General features: G+C 65.3%; 26 protein-coding genes. 12 read left to right on the top strand and 14 right to left on the bottom strand.

Translation table 11 applies throughout. From position 1 onward, the window contains the following. Positions 1–13: 13 nt before the first annotated feature. The 3 genes from AC06FB_RS08455 to AC06FB_RS08445 all read right to left on the bottom strand — a co-directional run bounded on the left by AC06FB_RS08455 (position 14) and on the right by AC06FB_RS08445 (position 4,378). The gene (locus AC06FB_RS08455) at positions 14–1,285 is read right to left on the bottom strand and encodes a peptide MFS transporter (RefSeq protein WP_227255308.1); all 1,272 of its coding nucleotides are present in this window, start codon (positions 1,283–1,285) and stop codon (positions 14–16) included. Further along, the gene (locus AC06FB_RS08450) at positions 1,282–2,283 is read right to left on the bottom strand and encodes a dipeptide epimerase (protein WP_263175942.1); all 1,002 of its coding nucleotides are present in this window, start codon (positions 2,281–2,283) and stop codon (positions 1,282–1,284) included. The genes AC06FB_RS08455 and AC06FB_RS08450 overlap by 4 nt, the downstream gene beginning before the upstream one ends. 61 nt (positions 2,284–2,344) lie before the next feature. Then, entirely contained in the window at positions 2,345–4,378 is a 2,034-nt protein-coding gene (locus AC06FB_RS08445; RefSeq protein WP_263175940.1) for a serine hydrolase domain-containing protein, read from the bottom strand. A gap of 245 nt (positions 4,379–4,623) precedes the next feature. On the opposite strand from AC06FB_RS08445, the gene AC06FB_RS08440 reads away from it, so the two are divergent. Then, positions 4,624–5,343: a helix-turn-helix domain-containing protein gene (locus AC06FB_RS08440; RefSeq protein WP_164151289.1), complete on the top strand. Its 720-nt coding sequence runs from the start codon at positions 4,624–4,626 to the stop codon at positions 5,341–5,343. A gap of 145 nt (positions 5,344–5,488) precedes the next feature. Here the strand turns inward: AC06FB_RS08440 and AC06FB_RS08435 are convergent, their stop codons facing one another. Beyond that, on the bottom strand, positions 5,489–6,424 hold the full coding sequence (locus tag AC06FB_RS08435; protein WP_065181598.1) for a LysR family transcriptional regulator: 936 nt from the start codon (positions 6,422–6,424) through the stop codon (positions 5,489–5,491). Positions 6,425–6,523: 99 nt separating this feature from the next. Here AC06FB_RS08435 and AC06FB_RS08430 point away from each other — a divergent pair, with 99 nt between their 5' ends. Both AC06FB_RS08430 and AC06FB_RS08425 read left to right on the top strand, forming a co-directional pair. Then, on the top strand, positions 6,524–6,850 hold the full coding sequence (locus AC06FB_RS08430) for a nuclear transport factor 2 family protein (protein ID WP_065174462.1): 327 nt from the start codon (positions 6,524–6,526) through the stop codon (positions 6,848–6,850). Further along, positions 6,847–7,629 (top strand): SDR family oxidoreductase, encoded by a 783-nt coding sequence (locus AC06FB_RS08425; RefSeq protein WP_263175937.1) that lies wholly within the window; start codon positions 6,847–6,849, stop codon positions 7,627–7,629. Before AC06FB_RS08430 ends, AC06FB_RS08425 begins: the two co-directional genes overlap by 4 nt. Before the next feature lie 25 nt (positions 7,630–7,654). Here the strand turns inward: AC06FB_RS08425 and AC06FB_RS08420 are convergent, their stop codons facing one another. Both AC06FB_RS08420 and AC06FB_RS08415 read right to left on the bottom strand, forming a co-directional pair. Then, on the bottom strand, positions 7,655–8,272 hold the full coding sequence (locus tag AC06FB_RS08420) for a hypothetical protein (protein ID WP_197600686.1): 618 nt from the start codon (positions 8,270–8,272) through the stop codon (positions 7,655–7,657). Between the two features lie 180 nt (positions 8,273–8,452). Continuing rightward, positions 8,453–8,845: a DoxX family protein gene (locus tag AC06FB_RS08415; protein ID WP_065174465.1), complete on the bottom strand. Its 393-nt coding sequence runs from the start codon at positions 8,843–8,845 to the stop codon at positions 8,453–8,455. A 183-nt stretch (positions 8,846–9,028) separates the two neighbouring features. On the opposite strand from AC06FB_RS08415, the gene AC06FB_RS08410 reads away from it, so the two are divergent. Continuing rightward, positions 9,029–9,436: a hypothetical protein gene (locus AC06FB_RS08410; RefSeq protein ID WP_065181602.1), complete on the top strand. Its 408-nt coding sequence runs from the start codon at positions 9,029–9,031 to the stop codon at positions 9,434–9,436. A 52-nt stretch (positions 9,437–9,488) separates the two neighbouring features. On the opposite strand, the gene AC06FB_RS08405 is transcribed toward AC06FB_RS08410, so the two are convergent. The 5 genes from AC06FB_RS08405 to AC06FB_RS08385 all read right to left on the bottom strand — a co-directional run bounded on the left by AC06FB_RS08405 (position 9,489) and on the right by AC06FB_RS08385 (position 12,735). Beyond that, complete coding sequence (locus AC06FB_RS08405) at positions 9,489–10,259, bottom strand: SDR family oxidoreductase (RefSeq protein WP_478053573.1); 771 nt, start codon at positions 10,257–10,259, stop codon at positions 9,489–9,491. Positions 10,260–10,510: 251 nt separating this feature from the next. Next, a complete protein-coding gene (locus AC06FB_RS08400) occupies positions 10,511–11,152 on the bottom strand; it encodes a glutathione S-transferase family protein (protein ID WP_065181604.1) in 642 nt (213 codons plus the stop codon). Between the two features lie 74 nt (positions 11,153–11,226). After that, on the bottom strand, positions 11,227–11,799 hold the full coding sequence (locus AC06FB_RS08395; protein ID WP_065174468.1) for a cysteine hydrolase family protein: 573 nt from the start codon (positions 11,797–11,799) through the stop codon (positions 11,227–11,229). A 3-nt stretch (positions 11,800–11,802) separates the two neighbouring features. Continuing rightward, the gene (locus tag AC06FB_RS08390) at positions 11,803–12,441 is read right to left on the bottom strand and encodes a DUF6766 family protein (protein WP_164151277.1); all 639 of its coding nucleotides are present in this window, start codon (positions 12,439–12,441) and stop codon (positions 11,803–11,805) included. Positions 12,442–12,540: 99 nt separating this feature from the next. Next, positions 12,541–12,735 carry a hypothetical protein gene (locus AC06FB_RS08385; protein WP_053517152.1) on the bottom strand — a complete coding sequence of 65 codons (195 nt, stop codon included), beginning with the start codon at positions 12,733–12,735 and terminating at the stop codon, positions 12,541–12,543. A 157-nt stretch (positions 12,736–12,892) separates the two neighbouring features. Here AC06FB_RS08385 and AC06FB_RS08380 point away from each other — a divergent pair, with 157 nt between their 5' ends. The 3 genes from AC06FB_RS08380 (at position 12,893) to AC06FB_RS08370 (ending at position 15,110) form a co-directional block, all read left to right on the top strand. Beyond that, positions 12,893–14,056 carry a zinc-dependent alcohol dehydrogenase gene (locus AC06FB_RS08380; protein ID WP_065174470.1) on the top strand — a complete coding sequence of 388 codons (1,164 nt, stop codon included), beginning with the start codon at positions 12,893–12,895 and terminating at the stop codon, positions 14,054–14,056. A 7-nt stretch (positions 14,057–14,063) separates the two neighbouring features. After that, entirely contained in the window at positions 14,064–14,558 is a 495-nt protein-coding gene (locus AC06FB_RS08375; RefSeq protein WP_065181605.1) for a hypothetical protein, read from the top strand. A 123-nt stretch (positions 14,559–14,681) separates the two neighbouring features. After that, positions 14,682–15,110 carry a BLUF domain-containing protein gene (locus AC06FB_RS08370; RefSeq protein ID WP_053517158.1) on the top strand — a complete coding sequence of 143 codons (429 nt, stop codon included), beginning with the start codon at positions 14,682–14,684 and terminating at the stop codon, positions 15,108–15,110. 42 nt (positions 15,111–15,152) lie between these two features. Here the strand turns inward: AC06FB_RS08370 and AC06FB_RS08365 are convergent, their stop codons facing one another. Next, positions 15,153–15,545: a response regulator gene (locus AC06FB_RS08365; protein WP_053517160.1), complete on the bottom strand. Its 393-nt coding sequence runs from the start codon at positions 15,543–15,545 to the stop codon at positions 15,153–15,155. A 191-nt stretch (positions 15,546–15,736) separates the two neighbouring features. Here AC06FB_RS08365 and AC06FB_RS08360 point away from each other — a divergent pair, with 191 nt between their 5' ends. The 4 genes from AC06FB_RS08360 to AC06FB_RS08345 all read left to right on the top strand — a co-directional run bounded on the left by AC06FB_RS08360 (position 15,737) and on the right by AC06FB_RS08345 (position 18,326). After that, positions 15,737–16,075 carry a hypothetical protein gene (locus AC06FB_RS08360; RefSeq protein ID WP_478053572.1) on the top strand — a complete coding sequence of 113 codons (339 nt, stop codon included), beginning with the start codon at positions 15,737–15,739 and terminating at the stop codon, positions 16,073–16,075. Positions 16,076–16,328: 253 nt separating this feature from the next. Further along, entirely contained in the window at positions 16,329–16,805 is a 477-nt protein-coding gene (locus tag AC06FB_RS08355) for a BLUF domain-containing protein (RefSeq protein ID WP_111186232.1), read from the top strand. Continuing rightward, positions 16,802–17,572, top strand: a complete 771-nt coding sequence (locus tag AC06FB_RS08350; RefSeq protein ID WP_461289573.1) for a DUF72 domain-containing protein — start codon at positions 16,802–16,804, stop codon at positions 17,570–17,572. The genes AC06FB_RS08355 and AC06FB_RS08350 overlap by 4 nt, the downstream gene beginning before the upstream one ends. After that, the gene (locus AC06FB_RS08345; protein WP_478053601.1) at positions 17,565–18,326 is read left to right on the top strand and encodes a DNA-formamidopyrimidine glycosylase family protein; all 762 of its coding nucleotides are present in this window, start codon (positions 17,565–17,567) and stop codon (positions 18,324–18,326) included. Before AC06FB_RS08350 ends, AC06FB_RS08345 begins: the two co-directional genes overlap by 8 nt. On the opposite strand, the gene AC06FB_RS08340 is transcribed toward AC06FB_RS08345, so the two are convergent. Further along, positions 18,327–18,605 (bottom strand): hypothetical protein, encoded by a 279-nt coding sequence (locus tag AC06FB_RS08340; protein WP_346480483.1) that lies wholly within the window; start codon positions 18,603–18,605, stop codon positions 18,327–18,329. It abuts the gene before it with no gap. Positions 18,606–18,655: 50 nt separating this feature from the next. Continuing rightward, on the bottom strand, positions 18,656–19,153 hold the full coding sequence (locus AC06FB_RS08335; RefSeq protein ID WP_065181611.1) for a YciE/YciF ferroxidase family protein: 498 nt from the start codon (positions 19,151–19,153) through the stop codon (positions 18,656–18,658). 458 nt (positions 19,154–19,611) lie between these two features. Here AC06FB_RS08335 and AC06FB_RS08330 point away from each other — a divergent pair, with 458 nt between their 5' ends. After that, the gene (locus tag AC06FB_RS08330) at positions 19,612–20,064 is read left to right on the top strand and encodes a PA2169 family four-helix-bundle protein (RefSeq protein WP_053517176.1); all 453 of its coding nucleotides are present in this window, start codon (positions 19,612–19,614) and stop codon (positions 20,062–20,064) included. Positions 20,065–20,309 lie beyond the last annotated feature (245 nt).

The following is a 20,309-nucleotide window of genomic DNA, read 5'->3' as shown; positions in this document are numbered from 1 at the left end:
GGTGCTTTCTCCATCAGGATGACAACGAACGTATCGGCCGATCCAGCCGCCACAGGATCAGCGCGGCAACCGCGGCCAGGCCGGCAAGCAGCAGGAAGAAACCGGCGTGGCTGGTCCTCGACCACAGCGTGCCCACCAGTCCCGCCAGCAGGCTGCCGCTGAAGACGGCGAGGAACCAGGAGGCAACGGTGGTCGCGCCCAGGCGCGGTGGCGCGAGCCGGGCGAACAGCCCCAGCCCGGTCGGCAGGATGTACAGCTCACCCAGCGTCAGGATCATGAAGAAGGCCACCAGCCAGAGTCCGTTGACCAGCATCTGGCCGGCACCCGCAGCGAGCCCGGCAAGCAGCACGTAGGCGACGGCGACGATCAAGGCACCGATGGCCATGCGACGGGCCGGGGAGGATTCACGGCCCTGGTCTGCACGACGTCGCCACTGGGCCAGCAGTACGGGGGTGATCGCGATCACCAGCAGCGGATTGAGCGACTGGAACCACGTCATCGGTACCAGGAAGCCTCCGACCACACGGTCAACGCGGCTGTCGATCCACAACGGCAGCGTGTTGCCGATCTGCTCGTAGGCGCCACGGAAAATCGTCGCGGCCAGTCCAACGCCCAGCAGCAACCACCAGATCCGCGGGTCGCTGCGGGTGGGCCCGGCATCGGTGATCACCCGCGTGCGGCGGGGTGGCTCCGGTGGCAGGTAACGGCGACCGGCCACGTAGATCAGCAGCCCGATGAACATGCCGATGCCGGCGGCGCCGAAGCCATAATGCCAACCGTACAGTTCGCCCAGGGTGCCGCACACCAGCGGGGCCAGCAGGCCACCGATGTTGAGGCCGACATAATAGACGTTGTAGGCCCGCCCACGGCGGGGATCGTCGCTGGCGTACAGGTCGTTGATCTGGCTGGGTAGACTGGGCAGGAACAGGCCATTACCCAGCGCGATCGTCGCCAGCGCGGGGTAGAACATTGAATCGAACGCCATCAGGAAATGGCCGAAGGCCATGATGCTGCCGCCCAGGATGACCGCGTTGCGCTTGCCGAGATGACGATCAGCGATGATCCCGCCGATGATCGGCGTGAAGTACGCCATCGCCGTGTACAGGCCGTAGACGAAAGATGCTTTTTCCTGTGCGAAGAGCAGCTGCTTGGTCATGTAATAGACCAGCATCGTGCGCATGCCATAGTAGGAGAACAGCTCCCACATGTTGGTCAGGAACAGGATCGTCAGTCCGCGCGGCTGGCCGAACCAGGTCTTGCCATGGAGATCGGCCGGCATGCTCATGGGTGGGTCCGCGGCCCCCATACCTCGTCGCCGCAATCGATGAAACCATCCACGTAACGTACCGAAGGCGTGCGATCCTTCACCAGGAAGGTGGGGCCGTCCAGATCGACGATGTCGCAGAACTGCCCGAGCACGAAGGCCGGTGCCGCCGCGAGGCTGGTCCCGCACATGTTCCCGACCATCACCTGCTTGCCCAGCTCACGCGCGCGACGGGCCATCATCAGGCCTTCGGTCAGCCCGCCACATTTGTCGAGTTTGATGTTGATGACGTTGAAACGATGGTGCAACGCTTCCAGTTCGGCCAGGTCAAGGATGCTTTCATCGGCGGCGAAGGGCAGTGGGCGTTCGATGCCGTCCAGGTCGGATTCGTGCCCGCGCCGACAGGGCTGTTCCAGCAGCGAGATGTGCGCCTGGACCAGTGCCGGCAGCAGCAACGGCAGCGTGGCCGCGGTGTAGCCCTGGTTGGCGTCCACCCCGATCCACGGCGTCGGACAGCGTGCGCGTACGGCGCGCACGCGAGCTGTGTCCAGTTCGGGGTCGCCTGTCAGTTTGAGTTTCAGCGCGCGTGCCTGCGCATAGGCGGCTGCGCGCTCGGCCATGACCTCCGGTGTATCAGCGCCCACCGTGAAGGTCGTCAACAGCGGGCGCACACCATCCAGGCCGGCCAGCTGCCATACCGGCAGCCCGCTGCGCTGTGCCTCCAGTTCCCACAGCGCGGCATCCAATGCATTGCGCGCGCCACCTGCGGGCAGCAGCTGGCGCAGCACATCGCGGTCGATGCCGGCTTCGATGCGTGGACGCAGTGCTTCCAGCGTGGCTTTCATCGTGTCCGGCTGGTCGTCGTTGTAGTAGACGCCGGCAGCCTCGCCGCGGCCGATGAAGTCCGCGTCGTACAGGGTCGCCACGGTGGCGGGCATTGCCTCGAAGACATGTCCGGCGATGCGGAACGGTGCCGACATCGGCAACGGTTCGTTGTGCAGCTCAAGTCGAAGGGCCACCACTGCCTCGTGCAGAAGGAAGGAGGGGGGCGGCCGGCGGAGGCCCCGCCGGCCGGTGGCATCAGTAGTTCGCGCCGAATCCGATGACATGCTGCGCGAAGCCGAGCCACAGCAGGAACAGGCAGGCCAGTGCCAGCAGCACGGCCCACAGCTTGGCCAACCATCTGCGCTGACTGCGCAGGACATGCCAGGCATTCCAGACCGCGAACGCTGCGCCGACGGGCAGGGCAACGGTGGCGAACAGGCGCGTCACATTGATCATGACGTCGCTTCTTGGCGAGGTCATTTCCAGGGCGCTCAGCATGCTCGCCACGAGCGCCAGCGCGGCGCTCGTGGCCAGCAGCGAGAGCAGCGCACCGATCCGCACCAGGCGATGGGCGCGTGCGTCCACGCCGCTCAGCCGGTAGGGCACGCCATAATAACGACGGACCAGTGCCGACACCGGCCAGGCGACCACGGTCAGCAGCACGACGATCAGGCTGGCGATCAGCAGCGGCAGGTAGGCGGCGTGCCAGCTCGACAGGCGCTGGAAAACCATGATCGGTGCGTACGGTTCCAGGGTGAAGCGCGTGACCTTTCCTTCCACCACGTCTGCCGCCAGGCGATCGGTGCTGGTGGTGTCCTGCCAGACGTATGGTGCGATCTCGCGCCACTTCTTCGGCGCGCCACCGTAGCCGATCGCCGCGCTCACGGTAAGGGAGCCATCGTCGTTGGCGATGACCTTTACTGGTCCCAGAAGATTGGAAAGCGACACGAAGCTGCTGTCCGCACGGCGGCTGCTTACGTACGTGCCTGCCATCTGTGAAGCGTGCAGGAGGGCCTCCTCCTTCGACACGCCCTGTGGTGCGGCCGGCTTGCCGGGCAGGTAACGGTCGGCGAAACCGCGCGACAGCGCAGTGCGGATGTGTCCGGTTGCCCCGTCGCGCCCGGCGCTGTTCATCGACACGAACAGGCCGATGCCATCGTCCAGGAACAGCTGCAGGTCACTATGGAACCACTGGGTATCGCCACCATGCGAAATGGCACGGTGGCCATTGACCGAGGTCTCGTAGAAACCCAGCATCATCCGGTTCAGCGGTCCGATCGACGCCTGACCGGTGGAGTGCATCTGCTGTGCAGTGGCGGCATCGAGGATGCGCGCATCACCAAAAGCACCGTCCTGCAGGTGGGCGATCATGAAACGGCCCATGTCCGATCCCGTGGCGGCCAGGCTGCCGGCGGGCGCCAGGCTGATGAATTCATACTCCTTGGCCTCGCCGGACGATGCGCGCTCATATCCCTTGGACATGCCGGACAGCAGCGTTGCCGGCAATGGCTGGCGGAAACTGGAGTGTTTCATGCCCAGCGGTTTGAAGATCTGCGCGTCGATGTAGTCGTAGAACGGCTGGCCCGAGGCGCGCTCGACGATGTAGCCGGCCAGTGCCGTGGCGTAGTTCGAATAGGCCGGTGTGGTGCCCGGTGCGTAGATGCGCTCGGGTGTCCAGTTCTTGAGTGCATCACCGAGCGGTACCACCTCGTCCAGGCGGGAGGTGATCAGCCCGCGGATCTGCTCTTCCATTCCGGTGGTATGGGTCATCACGTGCCGCAGCGTGATGGGCTTGCCGTCACGCTGCGGTATCTTGAAATCAAGATAGGTGTTGATGTCGGCGTCCAGGTCCAGCTTGCCCTGGCTGACCAGTTGCATCACCGCCGTCCAGGTGAACAGCTTGGAGACAGAGCCGGGGCGGAACAGCGTGCTTTCCGGATCAACCGGTGCGCGCTTCTCCAGGTCGGCGTATCCGTAGCCTTTCTGCACCAGGATCCGCCCATCCTTCACCACCACCACGACGGCGCCGGCGATGTCGCCGTTGGCCAGTGCATAGGGCATGATGCCGTCCAGCCAGGCCTCGGCGTCTTCGCGGGTCAGTACCGGCGCGCCTGCTGACGGCGCGGAAGGCGTGTTCTCTGCGGCCGGCAGCAAGGAGGGCGCGGTGGGTACGGGCGCCGTTGTCGGCGGCACCGATACGGGCGGAGCGATGGCCTGCTGGGCCTGCAGCGGCAGCGCAGCGACCATGGTCAGCACCGCGCTGCACAGGAGGACAGGGATCTTACGCATCGAACGGTCTCCGAACTGAAGCGACTGGACGGCCTCCTGTGCGTCTGGCACGTCGCACGGTGGCGGATATATCCTGATTTGGCGATAATGATCCTAATCAGAGAATTGTCAACCCGTGCCGAAAGTCCCGGGCCAGGGTGCCTGGGCAGGGAACTGCTCTTTCCAAAGGACATCCCCGAGGGTGATCATGGCCCGGGCTGGGAGGTTCCAGCAGAAGTACTGGTGTTCCAGGAGATACCGCAAGAATGACGTCACAACACCCCACCATTGGCGGACTGCTGCGGTCGCTGCGCGCTCGCAAGGGTTGGACGCTCAAGCAGATGAGCGAACACTCCGGCATTCCGCTGTCCACCTTGTCCAAGGTCGAGCACGATCGCCTGACCCTCAGCTATGACAAGCTCCTGCAGCTCGCGCAGCGGCTGCAGTTGCGGATGTCCGAGCTGTTCGCCGAGGATGCCGATGCCGTAGAGCCGTCGGTGACCGCGCGCCGCAGCATCGGCCGCATTGAGGACGCGATCCGGGTCACCACGCCAAACTATGACTATTTCTATCTCTGCCCGGAGCTGCGCCGCAAGCGCATGATCCCGGTACTGACCCGTGTGCGGGCGAAAACCATCGAGGAATTCGGTGCCCTGGTACACCACTCCGGCGAGGAGTACATCCACGTACTCGAAGGCCGCATGGAAGTGCATACCGAATTCTACGATCCGGTCGTGCTCGAGGCCGGGCAGTCGGTCTACATCGATTCCAACATGGGCCACGCCTACATCGCGGCCGAGGGCTGTGACGAGGTGGTGCTGCTTGGGGTCTGCTCCAGCAGCGATGAGCATCTCATGGAGTCGCTGCTGACGCTGCATGGCGACGAAAATGCGGTGCGCCCCGGCAAGGTGGAACGCCTCCCGCCACCGACGAAGATGGTGCCCAAGGCGCGTCGCCGGAAATCCCCGGCGTCATCGAAGGCCTGAAGCGAAGGCCGCCGGGCGTGCGTCATCGTGCGCGGCGGCGGATCCCGTCATGGCCGATCCTGCAGCGCGAAGCGGACCGTCGCCTCGACGTGGATCGGATATCCAGAACCGTTTCAGTTCGTTTGCGGGTGGGCCCACCCCATCCTCAGCGCAACCGCACCTCTGTCTGCTTCCCTTCATCGAATGGCCCTTGATCCAGAAGACAGTCGATGAAGGCGCCCAGCAGGGCGGGTCGATGCTGCCGGCTCGGGTAGTAGAGGAACAGCCCGGGGCGTGAGATCGACCAGTCCGACAGGACCCTGACCAGCCGCCCCTGGGCCAGCAGTTCGCCTACGCCGTCCTGCTCGAAGTGATAGGCAATGCCGAGCCCACCCAGCGCAGCAGCAATGCCGACGTCAGCGTGATTGGTGATGACAGGGCCATCGACGGCTACATCGAGCCGATGCCCCTGCTTCTCGAACTCCCAGCGATAGTGCCTGCCATCCATCTCGAGTCGCCAGTTGATGCACGCGTGCTCGTGCAGCTCGGCCGGCGAGGTGGGGGTGCCTCGACGTGAGAGGTAGTCGGGCGATGCCACCGCCATCATCTTCATGTCGGGAGTGAGGCGGACGGCCACCATGTCCTTTTCCAGCTGGCCGCCGACGCGGATGCCTGCATCAAAGCGGCCCCGGACGATATCGGCCAGCGCATCGTCGACCACGATGTCGAGCACGACATCAGGATGCGCGCGATGGAAGCGCGCAAGCCGTGGGGCGATGACCGTCCTTGCCGCGATGCCCAGCGTGTTGATGCGCAGCGTGCCGCTCATCCGCCCCGTCGCCTCACCGGCATCCGCCACTGCAGCAGCCATCTCCCGGAACAGCGGGGCGATGCGCCTGTAGAGCAGTTCGCCCGTTGCCGAGGGTGCGACGCTGCGCGTGGTGCGATTCAGAAGGCGGGCGCCGATGCGACCTTCGAGCTGGCGGATCGTCTGGCTCAGCGCCGAAGGCGACAGGCCAAGATGCTCTGCGGCTCGCGCAAAACTCTGACGCTCCACGACGGCAACAAAGGCCCTGAGTTCAGCAAAGTCGGATCCGCGCATTATGTACTCGTTTCTAAAGAGCCCATCCGGATTCTAGAATATTCAATAAATTAGCCTGGGTGAGCATCCTACGGGCCATCCACCCGAGGAGACAGAAACGTGAGCGCCTTGACCCTTCCCGAGCCCATTGCGGCGTACTTCGCGGCAGAGCAGAACCCGGACGCCTTGACGCAGTGCTTCACGGCACACGCGGTGATGAAGGACGACGGACATACCTACGTGGGCATCGATGCCATCAAGGCGTTCATGGCCGAGGCAACGGCCCGGTACCACGCGACGAGTGTGCCGTTTGCCATCGAGCGGCAGGACGACATCCACAGGGTGCAGGCCGACGTCACTGGTGACTTTCCCGGCAGCCCGACGGTTCTGACGTACCGCTTTCGACTGGAGCGTGGCCGGATCGCATCGCTGGAGATCACGGCATGAACTTCGACCTTCAACTGAAGGACCTGAGGGCAGTGGTCACAGGAGGAACGCTGGGACTGGGGGCTGCCGTTGTGAAAACCCTGGCGGAGGCCGGAGCGCGCGTGACGACGTCCGCGCGTACCGTTCCCACCCAGACGCGCGAGGGCGTCACCTACGTCGCTGCCGACCTGTCGACCGCGGAAGGCACGGATCACCTTGCGCAGGCCGTCCTCCGGCAGTGGGGAGGTGTGGACATCGTGATCAATGTGCTCGGAGGCTCGAACACGCCCGGTGGTGGCTTCGCTGCCATTAGCGATGCGCACTGGTTCGCCGAGCTGAACCTGAATCTCATGTCCGCGGTGCGCCTGGACCGTGCACTGCTGCCTGCGATGCTGCACCAGGGGTCGGGCGTGGTGATCCATGTCAGCTCGATCCAGCGCGTGCTGCCGCTGCCGGAGTCCACCACTGCGTACGCTGCGGCAAAGGGCGCTCTCACCACGTACAGCAAGTCGCTTGCCAGAGAGGTGACACCCAAGGGCGTGCGCGTACTGAGCGTTGCGCCGGGCTGGATCGAGACCGAGGCGTCCGTGGCGTTCGCGGCGAGGATGGCCGCAGAGGCCGGAACGGATTACGAAGGTGGCAGGAAGATCGTGATGGATTGGCTGGGCGGGATTCCGGTGGGTCGACCTGCCAAGCCACAGGAGGTGGCCGACCTGATCGCTTTCCTGGCCTCCCCGCGCTCTGCGTCGATCGCAGGGACGGAGTATCGGATCGATGGGGGTACGGTCCCCACCGTGTGATGAACGGGCTTGGCGTCGGCCACCCTTATTGGATCGCTGATGCGCTCCGGCTGACCGGCCCGGGTGCTGTCGGCAGCCGCTCGAAGGCAACGATCCGGCGCGAGAGCCATGGCCAGAACATCCGCCTGCGCAACAGCAGGCCGCGCACCTCATCCAGGCTTGCATGGAGCAGGCCGATGCGGTGCGCCAGCTCCTCCAGCGTACTGTCGGGCAGGCGCGCGAAGCCCTCCTGCTCGATATGCCAGTTGTCGGCGTACTCGATCAGCTGCACGCAGCGCATCTCCAGATGGATACGTGCGTGGATCACATCCCAGTCGATCAGCTCGTGCGTTGGAATCTGACGCAGCGAGTTGAGCATGTCCATGCCGCAGGTGCGGTGGTAGCGATACAGCTGTGTGTCGCCGGATCGATCCGTGGCCAGCTTCGCCGCCTGCAGGAACTGGAAGAGGGTGATGCCGCACAGTGTCAGCGAGGTGGTGATGCGGCGCTGGGTCTGCGCGCGGGACATCTGCCAGGGCACATAGATGGCAGCGAAGCCGATCACCACTGCCACCAGCACCTGTGACCAGTCCGCCCATTCGCCGACCGGCAGGCAGGGACGGCCGATGATCCAGGGGCAGAAGGTATCCACCGTGTCGCTCATGCAGGACCTTGCGCGTTGCCGATCTGGAGCACCACGTAATCACAGGCTCGCCGATGCAGGCAAGGCAGGGGGCCGCAACCGGCGCGGTGTCGGGCGCCGGCGCAGATCGCGAAGGCGGGGGGGGGCGGTGAAAAACGACACGCTGCCACCCCCGTCAGCCTCAGATGGACGAGCGTGCCCTCATCCGCGACGCCGGCGACCATCGATGCTGTAGCGGCCGGCGCCGGTGCAGGCCAGCAGAATGAAGCCACCGGCGATGCCCATGTTCTTCAGGAACATGATCTGCTGGGTGGGATCGTTGAACTGGTGATGGAAGATGAAGGCGGTCACCAGGCTGAAGGCGGCCAGGACCGCGGCGACCAGACGGGTCTGGAAGCCCAGCAGGATGCACAGGCCGGTAATGATCTCGAACGCGATGGTTGGCCACAGCAGGATGCCGGGCACGCCCATCGTCTCCATGTAGCTCTGTGTGCCGGCCAGGTTGCCGAGTTTGCCAAGGCCGGAGACCAGGAACAGCAGCATCAGCAGTACGCGTGCAACGAGTATGGCAAGGGGAGGCGATGAGTGGTTCACGTCGATATCCTCAGGCGGAGACAGGCAGGGTGGCCGTGCGCGAGGGCACAGGAGATGGGCCGATCGGACTCCAGAGCCGGTGAAGCCCGCGTTGAGAGCATTCCGCGCACAGGGATGCGGGGTGGGGTCATACGGCGCGTTTCACGCTACCCTGCGCGGGTCCGGAGACGAAGGAGGCACAGGATGGCAGACGATGGCGGCATGACGATTCCAGCGAAGATCCTGTACATCGCAGGCGCCGTGGCTGTGCTGGTGAGCCTGCTGGCGTGGTCGGTGGAGTGGAGCGGGCTGGCCTACGTCTGTCCCTATTGCCGTGTGCAGCGCACGGTCATCGGCGTGCTGGGGGTGCTGACCCTGTTCGCGCGGCCCGGCGGCATCGTCGTGCCCTGGCTCTCCTTCTCCGCGGGAGGCTTCGCGTTCGTGGTGGCGGCGATGCAGCACTTCAACGGCTGGAAGCGCATTTCCTCAGGCAGCTTCAGCTTCAACGCGCAGTGGTACATCGACCCGTGGTTGCTGTCGGGATGCGCGATGCTGATCCTGGTCGCGCAGTTGATGCTGGTGCAGGCGGCCTGCCGGCGCAGCGCGCGCTGAAGCCACCGCCGGCGTCTGCCGGCGGCGGCCTCCATTGCATTCCGTGCCTGCGCTAGGCTGGATTCATCAGTGCGAAGAGCGTGTCGTAGGTGCCATCGCGTTCGGCCCAGCGTCGCGCCTGGTCCGGCTCCAGCAGCAGCTCACCCCGCGGGTGGTCCCCGCGCTCGAGCTTTAGCAGAACCTGCTGCACGTACTCCTGCACGGGCATCGCGCGCGGGTCGGTCGCCTGCGCCTCACCCGCCTGCGCCTCACCCGTCAGTCCGGTCTGCACGTACGGGGGCGACAGTTCCAGCACCTCCACCGGCAGATGGCGAAGCTGATGACGCAGCGATACCAGCCACGAATGCAGGAACGCCTTGCTGGCGCAGTAGGTCGGGAAGCTGGCCAGTGGCAGGAAGGCGAGCGCAGAACCGGTGGCCATCAAGGTGGCGCTGCGTTGTTGTGTCAGCAACGGCAGGAACGTGGCCACGGTGCGGAGCACCCCCAGGATGTTGGTGTCGATGATGGCTTCGGCATCGAAGTCGTCCCAGTGGCCGCTGGCCAGGTTTTCCGGGCGGGAGATGCCCGCGTTGGCGATGAGCACGTTGAGGTCGGGGAAGCGGGCATGGACGATCTCGGCCAGGTCCGCCAGTGATGCAGGATCGCCCAGCTCCAGCGGCAGGGCGACGAGGCCCGGGCGCTGCTCGCTGACCGCCTGCAGCAGTGCCCGGTCGCGGCCGGTGATGATGACCTGGTTGCCGCGGTCGTGCAGCGCCTCGGCCAATGCACGGCCGATGCCGCGGCTGCCGCCGGTGATGAGGATGGTGTTGCCGGTGAGGTTCATGGGAGTGCCTTTCCAGAGGGTCTTGGGAAAGGCCACGGCGTGATGCATCCACTCCCGTAGGAGCGAAGGGCAGGGCAGTACCGTGGCGCCTGTCGCCCGGGTTTCCTCTGCTGAGGCCCTCCCGGCTGTGGGCGCGTTGGATGACGATAACGCCTGCGGCAGCGCCGTTGCGGGGCTGCGGCGCAGACTGTAGGCGCAGCCTGGTGAGGCGTCAACCGTGTCGGCGCATCGGGGTCCCGCCCGATGCAGGGCTACCGGCTCTGGAAGACCGCCCGCTGGGCGGCGAATGCGCGCTGGTAGGCAGGGCGTTCCGTGGCCCGCGCCAGGTAGGCGGCCAGCGTCGGATACCCGCCGATCATGCCGCTGCTTTGAAGACGCAGCAGCACCGCCACCATCATCAGGTCGCCAACGCTGAATTCGTCCTCCAGCCAGGTCCTGTCGCCCAACCATGCCGACAGCTGGGACAGCCGTGCGTGCACGCGCTCGTCCAGCATCACCTGCCGCTGCGCATACCAGGGCTGCTCGCGTTCCAGCAGCCATGCCATGGATCGCTCGACGATGGGCGGCTCGACGGTGTTCAGCGCAGCGAACATCCACATGATCGCGCGCATGCGGGCGCTGTCCCCGGCCGGCAGCAGGCCGCGATGGCGCTCGGCCAGGTGCAGCAGGATCGCGCCGGATTCGAACAGCACCCGCTCGCCTTCCTGGTAGGTGGGGATCTGCCCGAAGGGGTGGCGCGCCAGATGGGCCGGCTGCTTCATCTCGGCAAAGGACAGCAGCTGGACGTCATAGGCCACGCCCAGTTCTTCCAGTGCCCAGCGCACGCGCATGTCGCGGGCCAGGCCCTGGCCGCGATCGGGCGAGGTGGCGAAGGCAGTGAGGATCGGGGTCATCGGAGGTGCTCCGGCCGGCGGGAGGCCTGCCTTCCCTGTTTCGACGAGCGGCAGGACCGGAAATCGACGGTTGCTCAGCGCTGCGCTCGCCGCGGCGAGGACAGCAGCCCGGCAACCGTCTCGATCCGTGCGGCGCCTGAACGCTCCAGCGTCTGCAGTGCCACTCTCCTGCGTGCTGGCAGCGCCGCGGTGGCATCAGCCACCACGGTTACTTCGAACTCCCGCGCGTTGGCATCCAGCGCGGTCGCCAGCACGCAGGAATCGGTCGCCATGCCGGTGAGCCACAGGTGGCGGACCCCCAGTTTGGCCAGCAGGATCGGCAGGGGCGTGGCGAGGAACGCCGAGTGCTTCGGTTTGAGCACGAAATAGTGGTGAGGGGCCGGCGCCAACATATCCGCGATGCGCGCGGCACTGCCACCGTCCCGTCTGCACTGCTCCACCTGCTGACGGAAATCCCGTTGCCAGTCGGAGAAGTTGTCGTTGGCATGGATCACCGGCCAGCGGCGGGCATCGCAATGGTCACGCACCCTGCGGATGCGGGTCGCGGCCCGCTCCGCCAGGGGCGCCAGCGCGCCAGCGTCGGGAAAATCGAAGCGGCTGAACATGTCGATGACCAGCAGTGCGGTCGTGGCATTCCGGCGTGGCATGGCTCAGTCTCCGGTCTGCGCATGCGGCGCCTGCACGGGCTTGGACTGCGGGGAATCCTTCTGCCGCAGGAAGATGGTCAGCACGACCAGCGCCAGTACCGCCAGGAATTCGCTCTGCCAGTTCTGCATGGACTCGAACCAGAACGTGCTGCTGGTCAGATGCTGCAGGAAGGACGGTGGGGGAAGCCCCTGCAACTGCTGTTCAACCTGTTCCGCCTTCCAGCTGCCGACGGCATGCAGACTGAAGCTGACCAGGAAGAGCAGTCCGAAAGCGATCGCCAGTGAATGTCCATAGAGCGTCTTCCATATACCGCCACGCAGCACCGGCCAGGGTGTCGGGCCGGGCTCGATCCGTGCGTGTTCCTGTGCAGGGTCAAGTGGGCGCGATTCCGCAGAGCCGCGCTGGCGCAGGCTGACGGTGAGCAGCACGTACATGCCCATCTGCAGGAACTCGCTTTCCCAGTTCTCGAAGGTGGCACTGATGAAGTGGCCGCTGGCCAGGTAATGCCACAGATCCAGCGGCGCGCGGCCGTGATGGACCAGCTCCTCGTTGTGCACCTGCAGTCCTGACAGTGCCTGGCCGGCAATGAACAGCAGGGTCAGAGCCAGCAGAACCAGTGACAGACCGTTCCGCTTCCACATGCAGCACCTCGCCATGCAGATCCTATGGGGATGCGGTGAGCTTGCGTGGCCGGTCAAGAAACATCCGTGAATCCCGCGCATGCGGTCCGTGAGGCGGACTCAGCGATGGCGCTTTCCGGTGGGGTCCGGATCGAGCCGTTCATAGTCATCCGGGCGCGCCTTGGGGCCATCGCCATCGTCGGGCATGTCGTGCTCCTTCCATCTGGCGTTGTCGTTGCGGCGCTTGTCGGGTGTATGTGCCTTGGCCTGGTCATCGACATCGACGGTGGGGTTGAACGGCAGCTTGTTGCTCATGGCAGTCTTCCCGTGGACGGTGGATGGAGGCTTCAGCGTGCACGCGTGAGGGTTAACGCAATGGCGCAGTCGAATGAACATCCCGCACACCGTGCGGTCACTCTGCCCGCAGGGGGCGGGCTGCGATCCTGCAGGTCCGTTCCCTTGGAGAAGCACGATGCAGGCACTGACCTATCACGGCCGCAGGGATGTGCGTGTCGAGACAGTTCCCGATCCGGTGCTGGCGCAGGATGACGATCTCATCCTGCGCGTGACCGCGACGGCCATCTGTGGCTCGGACCTGCACCTGTATCGCGGAAAGATCCCGGACCTGCATGATGGCGATGTGCTCGGCCATGAATTCATGGGCATCGTGGAAGAGGTCGGCAGCGCCGTTACCCAGGTGCGCGCCGGTGACCGCGTGGTGATCCCGTTCGTGATCGCCTGCGGTGAGTGCTTCCATTGCCGCCTGGCCGAGTATGCCGCCTGCGAGACCACCAATCCCGGCAAGGGGGCGGCGCTCAACCAGAAAGGCCTGCTGCCTCCTGCAGCGCTGTTCGGCTACAGCCACCTGTACGGGGGCGTGGCCGGGGGGCAGGCTGAATTTGTCCGCGTGCCCAAGGCCAACATCGGCCCGCTGCGGATTCCGGACGGTGTGGCGGACGAGCAGGTCCTGTTCCTGTCCGACATCCTGCCCACCGGCTACCAGGCTGCACTCAACGCGGGCATCAGGCCGGGCTCGACCGTGGCCATCTTCGGGGCGGGTCCAGTCGGCCTGATGAGCGCAGCATGCTGCCGCCTGCTGGGTGCGGAAACCATCTTCATGGTCGACCATCTGTCCTACCGGCTGGACTATGCACGGGATGCCTACGGCGTCATTCCGATCGATTTCAGGGATATTCCGGATCCTGCCGATTACATCCTCAGCCAGACCAGTGGCCGGGGCGTGGATGCCTGCATCGAGGCCGTCGGATTCGAGGCCGAAGGCAGTGCACTGGAAACAGCGCTGACGACCGTCAAGCTGGAAGGCAGCAGTGGCGTGGCGATCCGGCAGTGCATCGCGGCCGCGCGACGGGGCGGCGTGATCAGCATTCCCGGCGTCTATGCCGGTTTCATCCACGGCTTCCTGCTCGGCGATGCTTTTGACAAGGGCCTGACCTTCAAGATGGGACAGACGCATGTGCAGGGCCTGATGCCGGAACTGCTGGATGCCATCATGGAGGGCCGCCTCGACCCGGGCGACATCATCTCCCACCGCATGCGGCTGGCCGACGCCGCACAGGGCTACGCGATGTTCGATGCCAAGGACGATGACTGCCGCAAAATCGTGCTTACGCCGTGAGGGCAGCATGAGCGCCTCGGCCATGATGGTCCTGTACGTGCTGTGGCTTGCCGCAGGCACGCTGGACTTCCATTTTCATCGCCGCACCGATCTGCCCCACACCTCGGGCCTGCGCGAGAGCACGCTGCATGGGGTGCAGCTGGGGCTTGTGGGGACTGGTGTGCTGGCCTGGTTGCTGCTGGCCGATACGCGGGCGCTGGCGGTGTTGCTTGCCGTGCTGGCGGCCGCCCATGCGATCGCGGGGTATCTCGATACCGCCAGCGCGGATGGCCGGCGACGCATTAGTCCGGCCGAGCAGCATGTGCACAGCGTGCTGGATGTGGCACCGTGGCTGTTCGTGCTTTGGGTAGCCCATCACGCTGAACCGGCGTGGGCACTGCAATGGCGCCCGGCGCCGGCGCAGGACTGGGTGCTCACGCTGCTGCCGGCGATGGTGGTTGCGTTGTCATGGCTGTGGGAACTGCGGCACTGCCTGCGCGCAGACCGGTCTCTTTCGCGATGACCGCGTTGCGGCCGCCGACACGAGTATGAATGCAGCGGAGTGTGACCGGGTCACGGTACGTGTATACAGGCGCTGAACGGGAAGCACGATAGGCTCGATGTTTGTGGGAGCAGGAGCCGGATTGTGCCGAACAGAGCCATCGTCTACATCAGTGAGGCCAGCGAGGGTTTCACGGCCGGGAAGCTGGAATCCCTGATGGCCGACGCCGCGCGTTTCAATCGAGGCGCGGGTGTAACCGGTGTGCTGCTGTTTGATGGGCAGCGGTTCCTGCAGTACATGGAAGGCCCACCGGATGGACTGGAGGTGGCCTACTCACGGGTGACGGGTGCCAGCAGCCATGGTGGCATCATCGAGTTGGCCCACGGTCGAGTCGGTCAGCGCCGGTTGCCGTTCTGGCCAATGCGATGCCTGCATACAGAGTCTGACATCCTGCGGGACATCGCCCGGGCGGACTGGACCAGCTTCATCCTGCGCGCTGCCGACGGTCACGAGGATGCAACGGCGATGGAGCGGCTGCTTGCCGTGGTCGAGCCCTACGCCCGCGCGGCCTGAGCCGTCGTCGGCGGCGCGTGTTTCGCTGCTGCACGATCTGGTTCAGCGCTGGCCTCCCGCCGCCGTATCGCTGCAGAGCGTCTGACGGACAGCGCGTTGCAGGCCCTCGATGTGGAACGGCTTGGCGACGAAGGGGGCACGCCGGTGGCGCGCAGGTACCAGCTGGTCGTACACCGCAGAGACGAAGAGGTAGGGAATCTTCAGTTCGGCCAGGCGGTCGGCTACCGGAAACACCACGCCATCGCGCAGTTCCACATCCAGCACCGCGCCATCGAACCGTTGACGGTCCAGCAGGCCGAGGGCATCAAACACGCTGTAGGCATGGGTGACGTGGTCGCCACTGTCCTCAAGTGCCTGTTCCATGAGTGCCGCCAGATCGAACTGGTCCTCCACCAGAAGCAGATTGCAGGGAGGCTGGCCGGTCGTGCGAGGCATGAGGTAGGTCTATAGAGCCGTGGGAACGACAGTGTCCGCCGCAGGCCATCAAGGCGATGCGGAGATGATGTGGTGTCGACGCGAAGCCGCGCGTGCTGTGCAGGCAGCGTGCACGGATGGGCCGGCAACGTTGACGATGCCTTGGCGATCACTGTGGATACTGCCGCCGTCCCCGCACGAGGAGTCGCCCAATGAACGCTTCCGGATCCCTGTCTGCGCCCCAGGTGCTGCGCGTGGAAAGCATGCCGCTCGCCTGCGGTGGCATGGCAGTCGTCGTCGAACTTGACAGGGTGCCCTCCCGCGCCTGGATGAAGTCGCTGAAGCGGGCACTGCTGTTGGCAGACGGCCTCGACGGCGCACAGGCCAAGTTCGATGGCCGCTTCGTCTACGTGGTGGGCGTGGAGGTCACGCAGCGTCGAGCCGAGCATCGGGTCATGCAGGTGCTGTCCGCTGCGGAGGGTCGGCCGGCCGCTGCCGCGCACACGTACACGATGCCGCCTGCGGCTCCCTCATCCGTGCTGCAGGCCTGAGCGCGCATCGGCGGCAACAGGCAGGGCGAGGGGCTGGAGCACCACTGCAACGAAGCGAAACCGCGATTGCTGTTGCCCGGGTTCCGGTTCTGGTCGGCCCTGGAATGTCTCCCGTGTTGGGCTGCCGTATACCTCGTGCCATCTCCTCGAGTGCAGAGTCGACCCTACACTTGAACGCAGCCTCCACGCCGAAGTCACTGGACCTTCGGCGGCGAAGACTAAGGTAGAGCCTATTGCAACCGTCGGTGCCCCCATGCCTCTGCGTGCGATTGCCTATGCGAGCGAAGCCGTTGCCTCATTGAGCGCGGAGCGCCTGCGCGGTCTCGTCAACGACGCGGTGGCATTCAATGAAGCAGCGGACATCACCGGCGTGCTTCTGTTCGATGGCCATCGCTTCCTGCAGTATCTGGAGGGGCCACAGCAGGGCGTGGACGCCGCGTGGCGGCGCATCCTCGACAGCGGCAGCCATCACAGTGTGGTCGAGCTCAACCGCGGTCGCATCGGTCGCCGCCAGTTCTCGCACTGGCGGATGGGCTGGCTGCAGGTGGAGCACACGGAACTCGGGAGGGTGGCGCTGTCCGACTGGACCGGGTTCGTGCGCAGCACGGCCATCAGCGGAATCCCGACCAGCGCGCTGGACAGGCTGCAGCTGTTGACGGCGCCTCTGCTGCGAACCGGTCAGGGCGGACCGATGATGCAGGCCGCGCCTTCTGGCGGGGACGGGTCATGAGCGTTGGGGTGGGGCAGCACGCTGCCGGAACGCGGATACGCATCGGTTGCGCAGGATGGTCCCTGTCGGCGGCGGATCGCTCCAGCTTCGGTGGAGGTGACAATCTGCTGCAGCGCTACGCCACGCGCCTTTCCCTGGTCGAGATCAACTCCTCGTTCTATCGCCCGCACCTGCCGCAGACCTATCGGCGCTGGGCCGCTTCCGTTCCGGACGATTTCCGCTTCACGGTGAAGATGCCGCGTTCCATCTCGCACGAGCAGCGGCTGCGCGGTGCCGGCCCGCTGCTCGACCCGTTCCTGGCTACGGTGGAAGAACTCGGCAGCCGGTTGGGTGCGCTGCTGTTGCAGTTGCCTCCCAGCCTGGCGTACGAGCCGCAGCACGTCGAACCGTTTCTGCACGATCTGCGTCGGCGCACGCGCAGGCCGGTGGCGTGCGAGCCTCGACATCCGTCCTGGTTCAGTGCCGAGGTGGATGCGCTGCTGGCGGTCCATGACATCGCGCGCGTGGCGGCGGACCCGGCGCGGGTCGCGCAGGCGGGCGAGCCGGGCGGGGCCCGCGGCTGGAGCTATTGGCGATGGCACGGCCAGCCGGATATCTATCGCAGCGCTTATGACGAGACCACACTGGCACGGCTGGCCGGGCTGCTCAGGGACCGCGCGCGTGCCGGCCATTGCGCCTGGATGATCCTGGACAACACGGCGCAGGGCCATGCGGTCAGCAATGCACTGCGATTGCAGGCACTGCTCGGAGAACACGGCCATGCCTGAAGGCCCTTCCATCGTGCTGCTGCGCGAGGCCGCCGAGATGTTCACCGGCCAGATACTGCGACATGTCGGGGGCAACAGCCGGATTGACCTGTCCATGCTTGCAGGGCAGCGCGTGCGATCCGTGCGCAGTTGGGGGAAGCACTTCCTGCTGGAGTTCGGCACGCATACCTTGCGGATCCATCTGATGCTGTTCGGCAGCTGGCGCATCGATGAGCGCAAGCCTTCGCCTCCGCGCGTATCGCTGAGGTTCGATGCCGGCGAACTGAACCTCTATGCCTGTTCGGTCAAACTCATCGACGGCCCGTTGGAAGAAGCTTACGACTGGCGCACCGATGTGATGAGCGATGCGTGGGACCCCCGGCTCGCGCGCCGCCGCCTGAAAGCGATGGCTGACGTCCTGGTGTGCGACGCACTGCTGGACCAGAACGTTTTTGCCGGCGTTGGCAACATCATCAAGAACGAAGTGCTGTTCCGGATCGGCGTACACCCGGCCACGCGTGTGGGTGACCTGCCGCCGCGCAGGCTGGGATCACTGATCCGCGAAGCCAGGACCTACAGCTACGAGTTCCTGGAATGGAAGCGTCGCCATGAGCTCAAGAGGCACTGGCAGGTGCATGCCAAACGCAGCTGTCCGCGATGTGGCGGCCCCGTCAGCAAGCAGTATCTGGGCAGAACCCGGCGACGCAGCTTTTTCTGTCCCCGCGATCAGGTCCTTTTCTACGGCGCCAGGCCGGCCGGTGGCCGCCAGCGGTAATCAACAGGGCGGAGGCAGGGGTGCCTGCTTCTGGCGATGGCGGGCCAACAGCTGGCCAAGCAGAGCCGTCGCCAACAGAAGCAGATTGGTCACCACGAAGACGCTGCTGCCCAGCATCAGGCTGTAAAGGGTGAACAGCGCCGAGGCCACCATCTGGCCTGCGAACAACCATCGTGACAGTGTCTCGGGATGTGGCGAACGCCACTGCTTGACCATCTGCCTGAGCAAGGTGGCGACCAGCACAAGGGTCGCCATCCAGCCGATGATATCCGGATGCATCGGGATCTCCTGTTGCCGCCGCCGTTCCTGGCGGCGTATGGCAGTGGAACTCAGGCGGCCTGTGCTGCCTTGGCGTTGCCACCCCCCTTGGCCAGCAGGGTCAACTTCTCGTCGGTCGACTTTTCTTCGGCCAGTGTTTCCAGCAGCAGGGGGAGCGCGTCCTTGTAGCCCAGCTGCTTGGCCAGTGCGGCGATGGTGCCGTACGACGCAATCTCGTAGTGCTCGACTTTCTGGGCGCCACCGATCAGTGCGGCATCACGCACCGGTCCCTTGTCGATGCTGTCGATGACTTCCTTGCCTTCCTCCACCAGCCCTTCCATCGCTGCACACTTGATGCGCTTGAGACGGATGCCCAGCGTCTCGACCACCTGGTCGATCCGCTCGATCTGGCCCTGGGTTTCCTCCAGATGGGTTTCGAAGGCGGCGGCGAGATCCGGATTCTCGGCCGCACGGGCAAGGCGGGGCAGGGCTTTGGTCAGCTGCTTCTCGGCGCTGTAGATGTCCGAAAGTTCGTGGATGAACAGGTCTTCGGCAGTCTTGATGGCCATGTGCGGCTCCAGTCGGGAAGGAAGGATGACCGTAGCGGGCCCGGCGTTGATGCCCGGCGTACAGGCGGTGAGCGCGATATCGCTGTTCACCGGCATGGTCCATGCAGGGCCCTCACATGTGCACGCGCGATGCACATGGCGTGCACGTGCCGACGCTGGCGTATGCATCAGGCTGCCAGCGTCCGCATCGACAGGAGAAAACACGATGAATACGCCAGGAAAACCGACGCCGAGCTGGCGACAAGGGAAGGTGCTGCTGGGAGTGCTGGCCGCCGTGCTGGTGATTACCGGGATCATCCTTTTCGTGCCCTGGTAACGGCGGTCAGGCCGCGTTGAGCGACGTGATGCATGCATCAAACGACGCTCACCCCGGGGCCACATTCCTTTGTCCAAGGTAGTGATGCAGGCAACGCACACCGTTGTCGGTTCCCAACGAATCTGAACTTCAGGAGCAGAACATGAGCACCCAGTCCACCATCGAACATCGTCTCAACGACCTGATCGAGATCGCACGCGACGGCAAGTCGTTCTACGAAGAGGCGGCCACGAAGGTGAAGGATGCCGAGCTGGCGGCACTGTTCACCCGCATTGCCGGCGTCAAGGGCCGCATCGTGTCGGCACTCAGTGGCGCGGTTGCGGCCACCGGTGGCAAGCCCGCAGAGCACGGCACCCTGGTCGGCTCGATGCAGCAGTTCTACGGCAAGGTGCGCGCAGCGTTCGGCGACACCAACTATGGCTACGTGGCCGAGCTGGAAGAATCGGAAGACCGCCTGCTGGCAGCTTTCAAGGACGCGCTGAAGGATGAGGGCCTGCCGCCGGCGGTACGCCAGGAAGTGACCCAGCTGCTGCCGGAAGTGCAGGAGTGCCACAACGTGATGCGTGCGCGGAAGCACGCGATGAAGGCAGCCTGATCGCGCGGTCTGCATTCTCCGGAGAAAAAAAGGGGCGGCCCCAGGCCGCCCCAATGCTCTTCAGCAGGTAAGTTGAACGTGGATCAGAAGCGCACGGACCAGCGAGCCGTAGCGCCGTGGTCACGGCTCTCGCTGCCGAACTGGCCGCTGTAGCCCAGTTCCAGCGACTGCCGCGGGGTCAGCCACGCGGACAGCCCCAGCTCGGCCACGACAGCGCTGTCGGCGATCGGCGCGCCGCTGACGGT

Source organism: Stenotrophomonas sp. Steno-C15, assembly GCF_056393265.1.
The sequence above is the reverse complement of the archived record's forward strand: the minus strand, read 5'-3'. Positions and strand labels throughout refer to the sequence as shown.